Source organism: Streptomyces sp. NPDC058741 (assembly GCF_042746715.1).
Lineage (GTDB): Bacteria > Actinomycetota > Actinomycetes > Streptomycetales > Streptomycetaceae > Streptomyces.
Window position 1 is genome coordinate 24,380 of record NZ_JBHYQH010000005.1, and the last position, 16,000, is coordinate 40,379.

The following is a 16,000-nucleotide window of genomic DNA, read 5'->3' on the forward strand; positions in this document are numbered from 1 at the left end:
TGGGCATGGGACGGCAGAGGCGGTATCTCCCGAGCCTGGGACGGCGCAGACGGGGCCTTACGGGCCCGGGACGGCAGAGGCGGTACATCCTGGGCATGGAACGGCAGAGGCGGTATCTCCCGAGCCTGGGACGGCGCAGACGGGGCCTTACGGGCCCGGGACGGCAGAGGCGGTACATCCTGGGCATGGAACGGCAGAGGCGGTACCTGCTGAACCCGGGACGGCGCAGACGGGGCTTTCCGATCCCGGGACGGCGCAGACGGGGCCTTACGGGCCCGGGACGGCAGAGGCGGTACATCCTGGGCATGCAACGGCACAGGCGGTACCTGCTGAACCCGGGACGGCGCAGACGGGGCCTTACGGGCCCGGGACGGCAGAGGCGGTACATCCTGGGCCCGGAACGACAGAAGCGGTACCTGCCGGGACTCGGGCCGCCGAGGGAGTCACTGAGGACGGCGACGCCCCGGCCGGCGAGCCGGACGGCTGCTGGCTCGACACCGAAACCGCCCTCACGCTCCTCAGCTCGCCCCTCGCGAGCATGGACGCCGCCGACCTGCGCCGCCTCGGCCGCGCCCTCCGCGATGAGGAGCGGGCCGCCGGCAATCCGCTGCCGCCGCCCTCCGACGTCCTGCTCGCCCGCGCGCTCGCCGAGCCCGAGCGGCTCACCGTGCACGACCCCGCGTACGCGCGGGGCGCCCAGCGGCTCGGCGCGCTGCTGCGCAAGGCCCGGGAGCGGCTGGCCGGCGGTGGCACGACCGAGGAGGCGCTGTGGGACCTGTGGGAAGGCACGCCCTGGCCCACGCGCCTTGAGCGGGCCGCGCGCCGCGGCGGCGCGGCCGGGCGCAACGCTGACCGCGACCTGGACGCCATCTGCGCGCTGTTCGCCACCGCGGCCCGCGCCGAGGAACGCACCGGCGGCCGGGGCGCGCTGAACTTCCTGGAGGAGATCGACGCCGAGGACATCGCCGCCGACACCCTGACCCGGCGTGCGGTACGCCCCGATGCCGTCCGCCTGATGACCGCCCACCGCTGCAAGGGCCTTCAGTGGCGCCTCGTGGTCGTCGCGGGCGTCCAGGAGGGCCTCTGGCCGGACCTGCGCCGCCGCGGCTCCCTGCTCGAAGCCGACCGCATCGGCCGCGACGGACTCGCCGAACCCCTCACCCCCGGCGCCCTCCTCGCCGAGGAGCGCCGCCTGTTCTACGTGGCCGCCACGCGTGCGCGTGAACGCCTCGTCGTCACCGCGGTCAAGGCCCCCGCGGACGACGGCGACCAGCCCTCCCGCTTCCTGACCGAACTCGGCGTCGAACCCAAGGACGTCACGGGTCGCCCGAGCCGCCCGCTGTCCGTCACGGCACTCGTGGCCGAACTGCGCGCCACCACGGTCGACCCGCGCGTCTCCGACGCCCTGCGCGCGGCGGCCGCCCGGCGCCTGGCCCGGCTCGCCGCCCTCGCAGACGAGGACGGCCGCCCCCTGGTGCCGTCCGCGCACCCCTACCGCTGGTGGGGGATGTTCGAGCCGACCGCGTCCGAGGTGCCGCTGCGCGACCGCGACCATCCCGTCGTGCTCTCCGGCAGCGCCCTCGACCAACTGGCCAACACCTGCGCCCTGCAGTGGTTCCTCGGCCGCGAGGTGAAGGCCGACGCCCCCGCGACGGCGGCCCAGGGCTTCGGCAACGTCGTGCACGTCCTCGCCGACGAGGTCGCCTCCGGGCACACCCCGGCCGACCTGTCCGTCCTCATGGAGCGCCTCGACTCGGTGTGGAACGCCCTCGCCTTCGACGCCCCATGGAAGTCGCAGCAGGAGAAGGACAACGCGCGCGTGGCGCTGGAGCGGTTCCTCCAGTGGCACGTCATGGACCGCGGCGGGCGCACCCCGGTGGCCAGCGAGCACGACTTCGACGTCACCCTCGAAGCGGGCGACCTCCGGGTGCGCATCCGCGGCCAGATGGACCGCGTCGAGGCGGACGGCGACGGCCGCGCCTACGTCGTCGACTTCAAGACAGGCAAACAGGCGCCCACGGGCAAGGAGGTGGAGCGCCACCCGCAGCTCGCCGTCTACCAGTTGGCCGTGCGCGAGGGCGCCCTCGACGACGCCTTCGACGGAGTGCGCCCCGAACCCGGCGGCGCCGAACTCGTCCACCTGCGCCAGGGAGCCGCCCGCCGCGACGGCGGCGATACCCTGCCCAAGGTGCAGGCGCAGCAGCCCCTGGAGGGGGAGTGGGTCGGCGACCTGCTGGCCACCGCCGCCGGCAAGGTCCTCGACGAGCGCTTCACGCCGACCGCCGGGCAGCACTGCACCCACTGTGCGTTCCAGGCCTCGTGCAGCGCGCGCCAGGAGGGGCGCCACGTGGTGGAGTGACCACGTGCTGGAGTGACCACGTGGTGGAGTGATCACGTGCTGGAGTGACCCATCGCACCCCCTCTGCTGACCTGCGGTTCTTCCGCCTCGTAGGCCCGATCCGGCCACCTCTGTCAGTGTCCGCCGCTAGCCTCTCGGATGTGCCCGCCCGTATCACCGATCCCGATCAGCTCAAGGAGCTCCTCGGTATCCCCTTCACCCCGGAGCAGACGGCCTGCATCACCGCGCCGCCCGCCCCGCAGGTGATCGTGGCCGGGGCCGGTTCGGGCAAGACCACGGTGATGGCGGCACGCGTGGTGTGGCTGGTCGGCACCAACCAGGTCGCCCCCGAACAGGTGCTCGGCCTCACCTTCACCAACAAGGCCGCCGCCGAACTCGCCGAGCGCGTCCGCAAGGCGCTCGTCAAGGCGGGCGTCACCGACCCGGACGTCATCGACCCCGACCATCCGCCGGGTGAGCCGGTGATCTCCACGTACCACGCCTTCGCGGGCCGCCTGCTGACCGACCACGGCCTGCGCATCGGGCTCGAGCCCACGTCCCGGCTGCTCGCCGACGCCACCCGCTTCCAGCTGGCCGCGCGGGTGCTGCGCGAGTCCTCAGGGCCGTACCCTGCCCTGACCCGGTCCTTCCCGGACCTGGTCGGCGACCTCCTCGCCCTCGACGCCGAACTCGCCGAGCACCTCGTACGCCCGGAGGCGCTGCGCGCCCACGACGCCGAGCTGCTGCTGACCCTGCGCGGCGCCGAGCTCACCAACGCCGACCTGCGCAAGGTGCCCGAGGCCGCCGCCGCCCGCCGTGAACTGGCCGAGCTGGTGACCCGCTACCGGGCCGCCAAGCGCGAGCGGGACCTGCTCGACTTCGGCGACCAGATCGCCCTGTCCGCGCAGCTCGCGCGGGTCTCCGAGGTGGGCCGCGCCCTGCGCGACGAGTTCAGGGTGGTCCTGCTCGACGAGTACCAGGACACCTCGGTCGCCCAGCGCGTCCTCCTGGCGGGCCTCTTCGGCGACGGCACCGGCCACCCCGTCACCGCCGTCGGCGACCCCTGCCAGGCCATCTACGGCTGGCGCGGCGCCTCCGTCGCCAACCTCGACGACTTCCCCGAGCACTTCGCCCACGCCGACGGCCGCCCCGCCACCCGCCAGGCCCTCAGCGAGAACCGCCGCAGCGGCGGCCGCCTCCTCGGCCTCGCCAACGGGCTCGCCGAGCCCCTGCGCGCCCTGCACGCGGGCGTGGAGGCCCTCCGCCCGGCCCCCGGCGCCGAACGGGACGGCCTCGTGCGCTGCGCCCTGCTGCGCACCCATGCCGAGGAGATCGACTGGGCCGCCGACTCCGTCGCCCACCTCGTGCGCACCGGCACACCACCCGGCGAGATCGCCGTGCTGTGCCGCACGGCTACCGACTTCGCCGAGATCCAGGGCGCCCTGGTCGTCCGGGACATCCCCGTCGAGGTCGTCGGCCTGTCCGGTCTGCTGCACCTGCCCGAGATCGCCGACCTCGTCGCCGTCTGCGAGGTGCTCCAGGACCCCGGCGCCAACGCCTCCCTGGTGCGCCTGCTGACCGGCCCGCGCTGGCGCATCGGCCCGCGCGACCTCGCCCTCCTCGGACGGCGTGCCCGGCTCCTGGTGTCCCACGCGCGCGTGGAGGGCGACGACGACCCGGACCGCCGTCTCGCCGAGGCCGTCGAGGGGGTCGACCCGGCCGAGGTGATCTCCCTCGCCGACGCCCTCGACACGTTCCTGGAGACACCCCTGGACGGGTACGGGGACAACGACGGACTGCCGTTCTCGCCCGAAGCGCGCGTACGCTTCGCCCGCCTGGCCACCGAACTGCGCGAGCTGCGCCGTTCCCTGGCCGACCCGCTCATGGACGTCCTGCACCGCGTCCTCGCCGTCACCGGCCTGGAGGTCGAGCTGTCGGCCTCCCCGCACGCCCTGGCCGCCCGCCGCCGCGAGACGCTGTCCAACTTCCTCGACATCGCCGCCTCCTTCGCCGTCGGCGACAACGAGGCGACCCTGCTCGCCTTCCTCGGCTTCCTGCGCACCGCCGCCCAGTACGAGAAGGGGCTCGACAACGCCCTCCCCGGCGGCGAGAACACCGTCAAGGTGCTCACCGCCCACAGGTCCAAGGGCCTGGAGTGGGACGTCGTGGTCGTCCCCGGCCTGGTCACCGGCACCTTCCCCAGCAGCCAGGGCCGCGAGAAGTGGACCTCCCAGGGCAAGGTCCTGCCGCACCGACTGCGCGGCGACGCCGACACCCTGCCCGACGTCGCGTCCTGGGACACCCGGGGCCTGAAGGCCTTCCACGAGGCCATGAAGGACCACCAGCACACCGAGGAACTCCGCCTCGGCTACGTCACCTTCACCCGCCCCCGCTCGCTGCTGCTGGGCTCCGGCCACTGGTGGGGACCCACCCAGAAGAAGCGCCGCGGCCCCTCCGCGTTCCTCCAGGCCCTCTACGAGCACTGCGAGGCCGGGTACGGCGAGATCGAGGCCTGGGCGGAGGAACCGGCCGAGGACGAGGAGAACCCGGCCCTGCACCAGGCCACCGCCGACCAGGCCTGGCCCCTGCCCCTGGACGAGACGGCCCTGGCCCGACGCCGCGCCGCCGCGGAGACCGTCCTGGCCCACCTGGAGGGCCTCCGCTCCCACGAGCACGGGCTCGGTCCCGAGCACGGGCACCCCATGGCCGTACACGACCAGGACGTCGTCGACGACCCGGAGTGGCCCCCGCCGCCGGAGGACGACGGGCCTCCGTATGAGGAACTCTCTTACGACGAACCTCCGTACGACGAAGCGGACCGGTTCGGTGAGGACCCGTTCGGCGACGCCCCCTTCGGCGACTCCCGGGACGGTTCCGGCGAGACTCCGGCGGACGGGGACCGCCGGCCCACGGATCACCGCCCCGTCGTCCCCCGCCAAGCCGCCCCACCGGAGCCCCGGAACGCCCGCGACCACCCCCGCCTCACCCCGGAGGAGGCCCGCACCGTCGCCTCCTGGGACCGTGACCTCGACGCCCTCGCCGGCGAGCTGCTGCGCGCCCGCGACAGGGTCACCGAGGTCCCCCTCCCCGCGTCGCTCACAGCGTCCCAGCTGATGCACCTGGCCGCCGACCCGGACGGCTTCGCACGGGAACTGGCCCGCCCCATGCCCCGCCCGCCCCAGCCCGCCGCCCGCCGCGGCACCCGCTTCCACGCCTGGGTCGAGGCCCGCTTCGAAGAGCTCACCCTGCCCCTGCTGGAGCCGGATGAACTGCCCGGAGGCGACGCAGAGATCGCCGACGAACGGGACCTCGAGGCCCTCAAGGACGCTTTCGAGCGCACCGAGTACGCGCACCGCACGCCCCACCGGGTCGAGGCACCCTTCCAGCTTGCGATCGCCGGCCGGGTGGTCCGGGGCCGCATCGACGCCGTCTACAAGGAGGGCGAGGGAGACGAGGCGACGTACGAGATCGTGGACTGGAAGACCAACCGCTCCCGCACCGCGGACCCGCTCCAGCTCGCCGTCTACCGCCTGGCCTGGGCGGAGCAGCAGGGCGTTCCCCCGGAGTCGGTCACGGCGGCGTTCCTGTACGTGCGGACCGGAGAAATCGTCCGCCCGCGCGCGCTGCCGGACCGCGCCGCGCTGGAGCGGCTGCTGCTGGAGGAGCCGCACCCCGGTGAGCTCTCCGGTGAGCGGTCCGGTGAGGAACCGCACTCCGAGGACGTCGGTGCGGGCCGATAGGCTCGTGACCATGAGCCAGACCCCGGACAGCGTCGTCCGTACGTACATCCAGCACCACCGCGCCGCCTTCCTCGACGACCTCGCCGAGTGGCTGCGCATCCCCTCGGTTTCGGCCCAGCCGGACCACGCGCCCGACGTACGACGCAGCGCCGACTGGCTCGCCGCCAAGCTCGGGGAGACCGGCTTCCCGACGGCCGAGGTCTGGCAGACCCCCGGCGCGCCCGCCGTCTACGCCGAGTGGCCCTCCGACGACCCGCAGGCGCCCACCGTGCTGGTCTACGGTCACCACGACGTCCAGCCCGCGGCCCGGGAGGACGGCTGGGACAGCGAGCCCTTCGAGCCCGTCGTCCGCGGGAACCGCCTCTACGCGCGCGGGGCGGCCGACGACAAGGGGCAGGTCTTCTTCCACACCCTCGGCGTCCGCGCCCACCTCGCCGCCACCGGCCGCACCGCCCCGGCCGTGCACCTCAAGCTGCTGATCGAGGGCGAGGAGGAATCCGGCTCCCCGCACTTCCGGGACCTGGTCGAGCAGCACGCCGAGCGCCTCGCGGCCGACGCCGTGATCGTCTCCGACACCGGCATGTGGTCCGAGGACACCCCCACGGTCTGCACGGGCATGCGCGGCCTCGCCGAGTGCGAGATACGGCTGTCCGGCCCCGACCAGGACATCCACTCCGGCTCCTTCGGCGGCGCCGTGCCGAACCCCGCGACGGCCGCCGCCCGCCTGGTCGCCGCGCTCCACGACGACCACGCGCGCGTGGCGATCCCGGGTTTCTACGACGGTGTCGTCGAAGTGACCGACCGCGAGCGTGAGCTCTTCGCCGAGCTGCCCTTCGACGAGCGCCAGTGGCTGCGCGCGGCCAGGTCCCACGCCACCCACGGCGAGGCCGGCTACACCACACTGGAGCGCGTCTGGGCCCGCCCCACCGCCGAGGTCAACGGCATCGGCGGCGGCTACCAGGGCCCCGGCAGCAAGACGATCGTCCCGTCCTCCGCCCTGGTGAAGCTGTCCTTCCGGCTGGTGGCGGGCCAGGACCCCGACCACGTGGAGAAGGCCGTCCGTGCCTGGGCCGAGCAGCAGGTGCCCGACGGGATCCGCGGCGAGATCACCTTCAGCGGCGCCACGCGCCCGTGCCTGACCCCGCTGGACCACCCGGCCCTGAAGTCGGTCGCCCGCGCGATGGGCAGGGCCTTCGGCAAGCCGGTCCGCTACACCCGCGAGGGCGGCTCCGGGCCGGCTGCGGACCTCCAGGACGTCCTCGGCTCCCCCGTGCTGTTCCTCGGCATCTCCGTCCCGTCCGACGGCTGGCACGCCCCGAACGAGAAGGTCGAGCTCGACCTGCTCCTCAAAGGTGTCGAGACCACCGCGTACCTGTGGGGGGACCTCGCCGAGCACTGGCGCCACGCGCCCTGAGGCCCTTCTTGCCGTACGGACCGGGCACGCGCGCGGGGCACACTTGAGGAGCCGCCGCACCGCCCGAGCCACCGCAAACCGGTCCCCTCCCGCCGTACGTCCCGCTGATCAGCCTGCCGAACCCGACCGTTCCACCGGGGAGTTGGAAGCACCCGTGACCATCAGGACCGACCAGAACGCCGAGCGACCCATCTCGCTCACCGACCCGAGCGGCATCGACCGGGCCGCCCACCACCGGCTCGACGAGGCCTGGCTCGCGGCGGCGTGGAGCCACCCCTCCACGCGCTGCTTCGTGGTCTCCGGCGGCCAGGTCCTCATCGACGAGACGGCGGACGGGCGCACCGAACTCGTCATGACCCCCTCCTTCGAGGCCCCCCTCACCGAGGCGCACCGCTACTTCCTCGGCATCGACGAGGACGGTGTCAGCTACTTCGCCCTGCAGAAGGACTCGCTGCCCGGCCGGATGGACCAGTCCGCACGCCCGGCCGGCCTGCGGGAAGCGGGACTGCTGCTGTCGGCGCGTGACGTGGGCCTGATGGTGCATGCCGTGGGCCTGGAGAACTGGCAGCGCACCCACCGCTTCTGCTCACGCTGCGGCGAGCGCACGGTCATCGCCGCGGCCGGCCACATCCGCCGCTGCCCGGCCTGCGGCGCCGAGCACTACCCGCGGACCGACCCCGCTGTGATCATGGCCGTGACCGACCAGGACGACCGCATCCTGCTCGGCCGCCAGGTGCACTGGCCCGAGGGCCGCTTCTCGACGCTCGCCGGCTTCGTCGAGCCCGGCGAGGCGATCGAGCAGTCGGTGCGCCGCGAGGTGCACGAGGAGGTCGGCGTCACCATCGGCCAGGTCGAGTACGTCGCCAGCCAGCCCTGGCCGTTCCCGTCCAGCCTCATGCTCGGCTTCCTGGCCCGCGCCACCACGACCGAGATCGACGTCGACGGCGACGAGATCCACGAGGCCCGCTGGTTCTCCCGGGAGGAACTGCGCGCCGCCTTCGAATCCGGCGAGGTGCTGCCGCCCTACGGCATCTCGATCGCGGCCCGCCTGATCGAACTCTGGTACGGCAAGCCGCTCCCGACGAGGAGCACCGCCTGACAGAGGGCCGCCCGATGCGGACGGCGCCCGACGAGGTCAACACACCACGAGAAGGCGGCCCCTGAGTAGTCTCAGGAGCCGCCTTCCGACACATCAGCGCGGTCGGCTACGAGCCGATCCTCTGCTTCACCTGAGCCAGCGACGGGTTCGTGAGGGTGGAGCCGTCAGGGAACAGGACGGTGGGCACCGTCTGGTTTCCACCGTTCGCCTTCTCCACGAACGCGGCGGACTCCGGGTCCTGCTCGATGTTGACCTCGGTGTACGCGATGCCCTCCCGGTCCATCTGGCTCTTCAGCCGACGGCAGTAGCCGCACCACGTGGTGCTGTACATCGTCACAGTGCCCGGCATGTCTCTCGTGCTCCTTCAACGGCTCGGGGACGGGTCCTACGCAGTGGGAGGAACGCATGTGGATCCTCCACCATTCCCCGTACCGCCCCGGGCCTCCATGTGATGCCCGCCGCATCGGTACGACTATCAGCGCCTGCCTGTGGACAACCGGCGCGGCCGTCTCACGGGACCTGGCAGCATGGCCGTGTGACAGCAGCAACGCACTCCACCCTGTTCCCGCAGGTACCGGACACGGCCGACGCGGTGCTCGACGGGCTCGACCCCGAGCAGCGCGAGGTCGCCACGGCCCTGCACGGTCCGGTGTGCGTCCTGGCGGGCGCCGGCACGGGCAAGACCCGGGCGATCACCCACCGCATCGCCTACGGGGTGCGGGCCGGCATCCTCCAGCCCTCCAGCGTGCTCGCCGTCACCTTCACCGCCCGGGCCGCCGGGGAGATGCGCGGCCGGCTGCGTCAGCTCGGCGCCGGGGGCGTCCAGGCCCGCACCTTCCACGCGGCAGCCCTGCGCCAGCTCCAGTATTTCTGGCCGAAGGCGATCGGCGGCTCCATGCCCCGGCTCGTCGACCGCAAGATCCAGCTCGTCGCCGACGCGGCCGCCGCCTGCCGCGTCCGGCTCGACCGCGGGGAACTGCGTGACGTCACCGCCGAGATCGAGTGGTCAAAGGTCACCCAGACCGTCCCCGCCGACTACGCGGCCGCCGCCGCCAAGGCCGGCCGCGAGGCCCCCCGCGCCCCCGCCGAGGTCGCCCAGCTCTACGCCGCCTACGAGGACGTCAAGCGCGAGCGCTCCGTCATCGACTTCGAGGACGTGCTGCTGCTGACCGTGGCCGTTCTGCAAGACCGGCACGACATCGCCGAACAGGTCCGCGCCCAGTACCAGCACTTCGTCGTCGACGAGTACCAGGACGTCAGCCCCCTCCAACAGCGCCTGCTGGACCTGTGGCTGGGCGAGCGGGACAACCTCTGCGTGGTCGGCGACGCCAGTCAGACGATCTACTCCTTCACGGGAGCGACCGCCGATCACCTCCTCGACTTCCGCACCCGCCACCCCGGCGCCACCGTCGTCAAGCTGGTCCGCGACTACCGCTCCACCCCCCAGGTCGTGCACCTCGCCAACGGCCTGCTTTCCCAGGCCAGTGGCCGCGCCGCCGAGCATCGCCTCGAGCTCGTCTCCCAGCGCGCTCCGGGACCCGAACCGGTCTACGCCGAGTACACCGACGAGCCAGCCGAGGCGGAGGGCGCCGCCCGCCGCATCCGCGAACTCATGGACTCCGGGGTCCCGGCCGCCGAGATCGCGGTCCTGTTCCGTACGAACGCGCAGTCCGAGACCTACGAGCAGGCCCTCGCCGACGCGGGCGTGCCCTACCAGCTGCGCGGTGCCGAGCGGTTCTTCGACCGACCCGAGGTGCGCAAGGCGGGCGTCGCCCTGCGCGGAGCGGCCCGCTTCGGCGGCAACGACTCCCTCCTCGACGACGTCGTCGACCTGCCCTCCCAGGTGCGCGCCGTGCTGTCGGGAGAGGGCTGGACGTCCCAGCCCCCGGCCGGCTCCGGCGCCGTACGGGAGCGCTGGGAGTCGCTGGCCGCGTTGGTGAACCTCGCCCAGGACTTCGCCGCCGCCCGCCCGGGCGTCACCCTGGGCGATCTCGTCGCCGAGCTGGACGAGCGGGCGAACGCCCAGCACGCCCCCACCGTCCAGGGCGTCACCCTCGCCTCCCTGCACTCGGCCAAGGGCCTGGAGTGGGACGTCGTCTTCCTCGTCGGCGTCGCCGAGGGCATGATGCCGATCACCTACGCGAAGACGGACGAACAGATCGAGGAGGAGCGCCGCCTCCTCTATGTCGGCGTCACCCGCGCGCGGGAGCACCTCCACGTCTCCTGGGCGCTCGCCCGCTCGCCCGGCGGCCGCCCCAACCGCCGCCCCAGCCGCTTCCTCGACGGGCTGCGCCCCGGTTCGACGGCCACCACCGCCCGCACCGGCGCCGGCGGCACGGGCGGAATCGAGCGCGGCATCCCCGGAACCAGGGGGTCCGCCCCGAGACGGGTCCAGCGAACCCCCGCCCGCTGCCGCGTCTGCGGCCGTACGCTGACCGACGCGGGCGAGATGAAACTGATGCGGTGCGACGACTGCCCCTCCGACATGAACGAGGGCCTGTACGAGCGGCTGCGCGAGTGGCGCGCCGAACAGGCGAAGAGCAGTGGCCAGCCCGCCTTCTGCGTCTTCACCGACAGGACGCTGATGGCGATCGCCGAGACGGTGCCGGACGACGAGCACGAGCTGGCACGCATCCCCGGCGTCGGCATGCGCAAGCTCACCCGCTACGGGGCTGACGTACTGGCCATCTGCGCAGGCCAGTACCCCGGAGCGGACACGGGTCCGGACTGAAACGAACTCGTCGGAAAAATAGTTTGCGCATGCCCCAGCAACCCCCATAGGTTCTTAGCCACGAGAGCAGCGGCCTTCTCTGAGGCCCCGATTTCGTGTTCTACTTGCATATCCGTCGGGCCGGTTCACCCGGTCCCCCGAGACGCCGAGAGGAGGCGAGCCCAGTGATCAGCATCAACACCAGCTCCATCAGCACCGTGAAAATGACCGATCGCTCGGCCGTCTCCGCGTGCATGCTCGGCGTTTCGAACCTGGGCACCGGTCTGTCCGGCATTCGTGCCGTGCGTCCGGCGTCCCCCTCCGTTGCCCTCGCCGGCCTTCCTGCCCGCGAGCGCAACGAGCGACCGACCGAGGCACTGGAAGCGGCAGTAGAGGCACAGGCCCAGGCCTATGCCTTTGCGGCGACCGGTGCCGGATTCCGGAAGCAGACGACGCAGCACCACCTGATGTGGGCCTTCCGTGGGCCAGAACCCTGGAGTGATCCAGCCTGATCGCCGATCAGGCCGGCGCCTTCAGGGCCGCGGAACCCCATCCGGGATCCGCGGCCCTTCTGTTTGTCCCCGACCAGGGACGGCAGACCGAAGGAGCCTCGGGACAAGAAAAGAACCCGGTACCAGCCGCCCCCGGCCAACAGGCCGGAACGACCAGACGAGGAAGACGACCCGTGCAACTCGAAGCGCACGCCCCGTCCGTACCGCCTTCGCAAACGATCCCCAAGCCCGGCTCCACGGAGGACCCCGCCTTGACCCCCCTCACCCCCCTCACCCCCCTCACCGCGCTCACCCCCCTCACCGCGCTCACCGCGCTCACCGCGCTCGACGACGCCATCGAGACCCTCGGCGTGCCGGTTCCGTGCCGCTCCTACGACCCGGAGGTCTTCTTCGCCGAGTCGCCCGCGGACGTCGAGTACGCCAAGTCCCTCTGCCGCACCTGCCCGCTGATCGAGGCCTGCCTCGCCGGCGCCAAGGAGCGGCGCGAGCCCTGGGGGGTCTGGGGTGGCGAGCTGTTCGTCCAGGGTGTCGTCGTCGCCCGGAAGCGGCCGCGTGGCCGCCCGCGCAAGAACCCGGTCACGGCATGAACACCGCAGGAACGATCGACCGTCCCCTCACGCACGACCCCCAGAAGCAGGCCCCGATGAAGCCGTCCGCTGACGAGCCCGCAGGCTCCGCGACCCCAGACGTCACCACCACCGGCGCGACCGACTCGCGTCAGAACAGGACCCGAGAGATGCAACTCATTCCAGAAGCCTTGGCTCGCGCGCATATGCGCGAGCGCCTGCACGAGGTAGAGCGGGAACGCCTGGCCGTGCGCCTGGTGTCCGCCCGCCGGATGCAGCGCAGGGCGGAGCGCGCCTCCCGGCGTGCCCGCCGGGCGCTCGCCATGGCGGTCATGCACTAGCGGTCATGCGGTGACCGACCGCACTTGAGGCGGTGGCCTCCCGGCAGGGAGGCCGAACTCTTCCCCGCTGGGGCCGTTCCGTACCGACGGTCCGGCCCCAGCGGTGCGTCGGTACGGTTCCGCGAGGCTGCTTCGCCGTGCCGGCGAGGCTGCCGCACGGTGCGTGCGGAGCCACCGGCGCGGAGCTGTCGTCGGCGGATGACGAGTCCGACACCTGCTCCGCGGGACGGTGACGACGGCTCCGCCGAGGAGTCCCGGCATGTGGCGTGCGCTCGCTGTGGTGCGTCGGCCGAGACCCCGGGCGGAGCCCCGCCGCCCGGGTGGGCCCTCTCCGTGGAGCACGGCGCCCGGCGCCACGTCTGCGAGGTCTGCTCCCGGGAGAACCTCAGGCCGATCGAGGGGCGACTGGACTCGGACTGGTGGTGAGGCCGGACCCGGGGGACGGGCTCACGCCTCGGCCGCCGGCACCTCACCGGCTGCCGGGTCCTCCGCGACGAACCCCGGCAGCCACTCCTCCAACACCTCGCGCAGCCGGACCGTGGCCCCCAGCTGACACAGCACGCCGATCGTACTCAGGGTCACGCGGTGGATCAGCAGGTACGACGGAGGCAGGTTGAGCCGCTTGCCGAGCTGGTAGGCGGGGGAGCGGGGGTCGGCGACGCGGGCCGCCTGGCTGCGCATCCAGCCGCGAGTGAAGGTGAACTCCTCCACCTGGGCCGGCTCGATGATCGGCAGCAAGTAGTCCAGAACGGCGTCGGGGTCCAGCTCTATGGTCTCCCTGACGAACCCTTCCGCGCACAGCAGCTCGTAGACCGACTCGGCCTCGCCGTCCAGGGTCATGCGCAGGGACTCGCCGATGGTGCCCGGCAGACCGCCCGGGAGACGGTCGACCGTACCGAAGTCCAGAACGCCCAGGCGCCAGTCGTCCTCGCCCCCGGGGCCGCCGGGCAGGAGCCGGAAGTTGCCCGGGTGCGGATCGGCGTGCAGCAGGCCCGTGCGCGCGGGGCCGGAGAAGAGGAAGCGGGCCAGGAGCTGGCCGGCGCGGTCGCGCTGTTCCTGGGTGCCGTCGGAGATGATCTCCGACAGCGGGATGCCGTCGATCCACTCGGTGACCAGGACCTGTTCGGACTGGTGGACGACCTGGGGCACCAGGACGTCCGGGTCGTCCGTGAACTCCTCCGCGTGGGACTGCTGGGCCTGGGCCTCCAAGCCGTAGTCCAGCTCCTCCGAGACACGGTCCTTCAGCTCCGTGATCAGCGGCTTGATGTCCATGCCGGGGATCAGCGGGCCGAGCAGGCGGGAGAAGCGGCTCAGCTGGTTCAGGTCGGACAGCAGGGCCTCGCCGGCGCCCGGGTACTGCACCTTGACCGCGACCTCACGGCCGTCGTGCCACACCCCTCGGTGCACCTGGCCGATCGAGGCCGCCGCGGCGGGCTTGTCCTCGAACTCCAGGAACAGCTCGTGCCAGTCCTCGCCGAGCCGCTCGGCGAGCACGCCGTGCACCGTGCGGGTGGGCATCGGCGGCGCCGCTTCCTGGAGCTTGGTCAGGGCGGCCCGGTAGGGACCTGCCACCTCCTCCGGCAGCGCGGACTCGAAGACGGACAGGGCCTGCCCGAACTTCATCGCACCGCCCTTGAGCTCGCCGAGCACCTTGAACAGCTGGTCCGCCGTGCGCTGTTGCAGCTCGCGGCCGACGAGTTCGGCGGACTCGCCGACGATCCGCTTGCCGAATCCCCAGGTCGCCCGCCCGGCGATGCCGAGCGGGAGCGCGGCGAGCTTGGCGGTCCGGGTGACCGCTTTGCGGGGAAGATCAGACATGCGCCCTCCAAGTCCCAGCCGGCCGCTCCGTCGCTGCCTCACGGCACTGCTCCGACGGCCGTTGCACCGCCATTGTCTCCCCTTGCTCCCCATCCTCCGAGAGGTGCTCCCTGTTTCCTTTCTCGGCCGCCCCGCACGGGCATGCGGTGTGAGCCCACACCGGACGGGCGTGCCAGTCCAGCCCAGGGACGGAAACCTCCCAGCGGGCCCCGGCGCTTGACGGAACTCCGCCGTCCAGGAAAGCCAGCGCGTGGGCACCGGCCAAGCCTGCCACCGTTGTGGCGAGCATCACATCACAGGGGCGCACCTGGCGCTGTCTGCCGGAGCGCCACTGAGCGACCAGACGCGGCCAGGTCGGGTCGCGATCGGTGCGGCTCTCGTACAGACATCTCGCGCAGCCCGTCTCCCCGGGCAGAACGAGCGGGCCGACCACGCCGGTCCCCTCCACGACACCGGCGTACAGATGGGGTGTCCCCGAGGACATCAGAGGCGCGGCGGCGGTCGGGTCGGGCGCGTGCACCGCGACGTCGTCCCGTGGGGCCAGGATCACCAGGGAGAATCCCACATCGCCCTCCGCCGCAGACGCCGGGGGCTCCGCACGGCGTGGCCGCCGGCCCGGGGCGGCTCGCCGCGCGGCACGGCGGGCCGACTCCTCCCTACGGTCGCCGACGGCCTCCGCGGGATGCCCGCCGGGAGCGACGTCCCACGGCTCCACCTGCCCGCCGTCGCGCACGGCGACCTCGCCCACACCGGCTCCCGCCAGCAGTGAGGCCAGCACGGCGCCCACCCGGCCGGCGCCCCGGACCTGGACGCGCTGTGCGCGCCGGGCGGCCAGCCGCGTCATCGCGTCACCGGGTGCCGACGCGGTCAGGGACAGAGTGGCCAGGTCGGGGCGTAGCCGGTCGAGGGTCTCCTTCTCGCGCCGCAGGGCGTCGGCGGCCGGTCCGCCGCCGCGCGCGTCGTCCAGGAGCCCGGCCCGGGCCAGCCGCCGCACCAGGGCGTCGACATGACCGTCGGGCAGGTCCATCCGGCGTCCCTCCTCGCGCAGCAGCTCCATGCCCCGCGTGCCGTTCAGCAGGTCGAGGAAGCTGCCCGTCGCCAGGTCCATCGGGCCGAGCGTCATCGCGTGCGCCGGTGTCATGCCGAACTGCACGGTGTTGAGGTCCCGCCAGCCGCGCCGGAGCGCGGGTTTCACCATCGGATGCATGCCAACCCCCGTGAGTCGTGGTTCGTCCCCGTGTGTCGGTGATGCGAAGTCCCGGTCCGCGATGCGTCGCGGCGGCCGGTCGCACCGCAGCCGGTCACCCCGCGCGGGGCGCAGCCGGGCGCAGCGAAACCTGCCCGCAGCTCCCGTCCCGGTCTCGACCGGTTCTGCTCGCCGCTCCGCCGACGCGACCCAGCATGCCCAAACCCGTCGCTCGCTGCAGAAAGTTGTCCACAGGCGGGACAATTCGTCGTATAA

The 16,000-nt window shown here is 72.9% G+C and carries 12 protein-coding genes; 9 read left to right on the forward strand and 3 right to left on the reverse strand.

The genetic code is table 11. The features are described from left to right. The 4 genes from ACFW6P_RS05505 to nudC all read left to right on the forward strand — a co-directional run. Positions 1 to 2,359: PD-(D/E)XK nuclease family protein (locus ACFW6P_RS05505; protein ID WP_386423000.1), on the forward strand; the 2,359-nt coding region annotated here is incomplete at its 5' end. 140 nt (positions 2,360 to 2,499) lie between these two features. Beyond that, on the forward strand, positions 2,500 to 6,078 hold the full coding sequence (locus tag ACFW6P_RS05510; RefSeq protein WP_386355490.1) for an ATP-dependent DNA helicase: 3,579 nt from the start codon (positions 2,500 to 2,502) through the stop codon (positions 6,076 to 6,078). A gap of 10 nt (positions 6,079 to 6,088) precedes the next feature. Beyond that, entirely contained in the window at positions 6,089 to 7,492 is a 1,404-nt protein-coding gene (locus ACFW6P_RS05515; protein WP_386355493.1) for a dipeptidase, read from the forward strand. A 154-nt stretch (positions 7,493 to 7,646) separates the two neighbouring features. Beyond that, the gene (nudC, locus tag ACFW6P_RS05520) at positions 7,647 to 8,591 is read left to right on the forward strand and encodes an NAD(+) diphosphatase (RefSeq protein ID WP_386355496.1); all 945 of its coding nucleotides are present in this window, start codon (positions 7,647 to 7,649) and stop codon (positions 8,589 to 8,591) included. Positions 8,592 to 8,697: 106 nt separating this feature from the next. Here nudC and ACFW6P_RS05525 read toward each other — a convergent pair whose 3' ends face one another. Further along, the gene (locus tag ACFW6P_RS05525) at positions 8,698 to 8,940 is read right to left on the reverse strand and encodes a mycoredoxin (RefSeq protein WP_386355499.1); all 243 of its coding nucleotides are present in this window, start codon (positions 8,938 to 8,940) and stop codon (positions 8,698 to 8,700) included. A 102-nt stretch (positions 8,941 to 9,042) separates the two neighbouring features. Between ACFW6P_RS05525 and ACFW6P_RS05530 the strand changes: the two genes are divergently transcribed. The 5 genes from ACFW6P_RS05530 to ACFW6P_RS05550 all read left to right on the forward strand — a co-directional run bounded on the left by ACFW6P_RS05530 (position 9,043) and on the right by ACFW6P_RS05550 (position 13,146). Next, positions 9,043 to 11,322 (forward strand): ATP-dependent DNA helicase UvrD2, encoded by a 2,280-nt coding sequence (locus tag ACFW6P_RS05530; protein WP_386355502.1) that lies wholly within the window; start codon positions 9,043 to 9,045, stop codon positions 11,320 to 11,322. Between the two features lie 164 nt (positions 11,323 to 11,486). After that, a complete protein-coding gene (locus tag ACFW6P_RS05535) occupies positions 11,487 to 11,813 on the forward strand; it encodes a hypothetical protein (RefSeq protein ID WP_386355504.1) in 327 nt (108 codons plus the stop codon). 173 nt (positions 11,814 to 11,986) lie between these two features. After that, positions 11,987 to 12,400 carry a WhiB family transcriptional regulator gene (locus tag ACFW6P_RS05540; protein WP_386423001.1) on the forward strand — a complete coding sequence of 138 codons (414 nt, stop codon included), beginning with the start codon at positions 11,987 to 11,989 and terminating at the stop codon, positions 12,398 to 12,400. Beyond that, positions 12,397 to 12,720: a hypothetical protein gene (locus ACFW6P_RS05545; protein ID WP_386355510.1), complete on the forward strand. Its 324-nt coding sequence runs from the start codon at positions 12,397 to 12,399 to the stop codon at positions 12,718 to 12,720. Before ACFW6P_RS05540 ends, ACFW6P_RS05545 begins: the two co-directional genes overlap by 4 nt. 198 nt (positions 12,721 to 12,918) lie before the next feature. Next, positions 12,919 to 13,146, forward strand: coding sequence for a hypothetical protein (locus tag ACFW6P_RS05550; RefSeq protein ID WP_386355513.1), 228 nt, complete (start codon positions 12,919 to 12,921; stop codon positions 13,144 to 13,146). 21 nt (positions 13,147 to 13,167) lie between these two features. Here the strand turns inward: ACFW6P_RS05550 and ACFW6P_RS05555 are convergent, their stop codons facing one another. After that, positions 13,168 to 14,538, reverse strand: a complete 1,371-nt coding sequence (locus ACFW6P_RS05555; RefSeq protein WP_386355516.1) for an ABC1 kinase family protein — start codon at positions 14,536 to 14,538, stop codon at positions 13,168 to 13,170. Continuing rightward, positions 14,531 to 15,745 (reverse strand): ThiF family adenylyltransferase, encoded by a 1,215-nt coding sequence (locus ACFW6P_RS05560; RefSeq protein ID WP_386355519.1) that lies wholly within the window; start codon positions 15,743 to 15,745, stop codon positions 14,531 to 14,533. The genes ACFW6P_RS05555 and ACFW6P_RS05560 overlap by 8 nt, the downstream gene beginning before the upstream one ends. Positions 15,746 to 16,000 lie beyond the last annotated feature (255 nt).

Coding starts and splice junctions, on each gene's coding strand:
- ACFW6P_RS05515 (WP_386355493.1), top strand. CDS start 6,089: ATGAGCCAGACCCCGGACAGCGTCGTCCGTACGTACATCCAGCACCAC.
- ACFW6P_RS05525 (WP_386355499.1), bottom strand. CDS start 8,940: ATGCCGGGCACTGTGACGATGTACAGCACCACGTGGTGCGGCTACTGC.
- ACFW6P_RS05530 (WP_386355502.1), top strand. CDS start 9,043: ATGCCCGCCGCATCGGTACGACTATCAGCGCCTGCCTGTGGACAACCG.
- ACFW6P_RS05545 (WP_386355510.1), top strand. CDS start 12,397: ATGAACACCGCAGGAACGATCGACCGTCCCCTCACGCACGACCCCCAG.
- ACFW6P_RS05550 (WP_386355513.1), top strand. CDS start 12,919: ATGACGAGTCCGACACCTGCTCCGCGGGACGGTGACGACGGCTCCGCC.
- ACFW6P_RS05555 (WP_386355516.1), bottom strand. CDS start 14,538: ATGTCTGATCTTCCCCGCAAAGCGGTCACCCGGACCGCCAAGCTCGCC.
- ACFW6P_RS05560 (WP_386355519.1), bottom strand. CDS start 15,745: ATGCATCCGATGGTGAAACCCGCGCTCCGGCGCGGCTGGCGGGACCTC.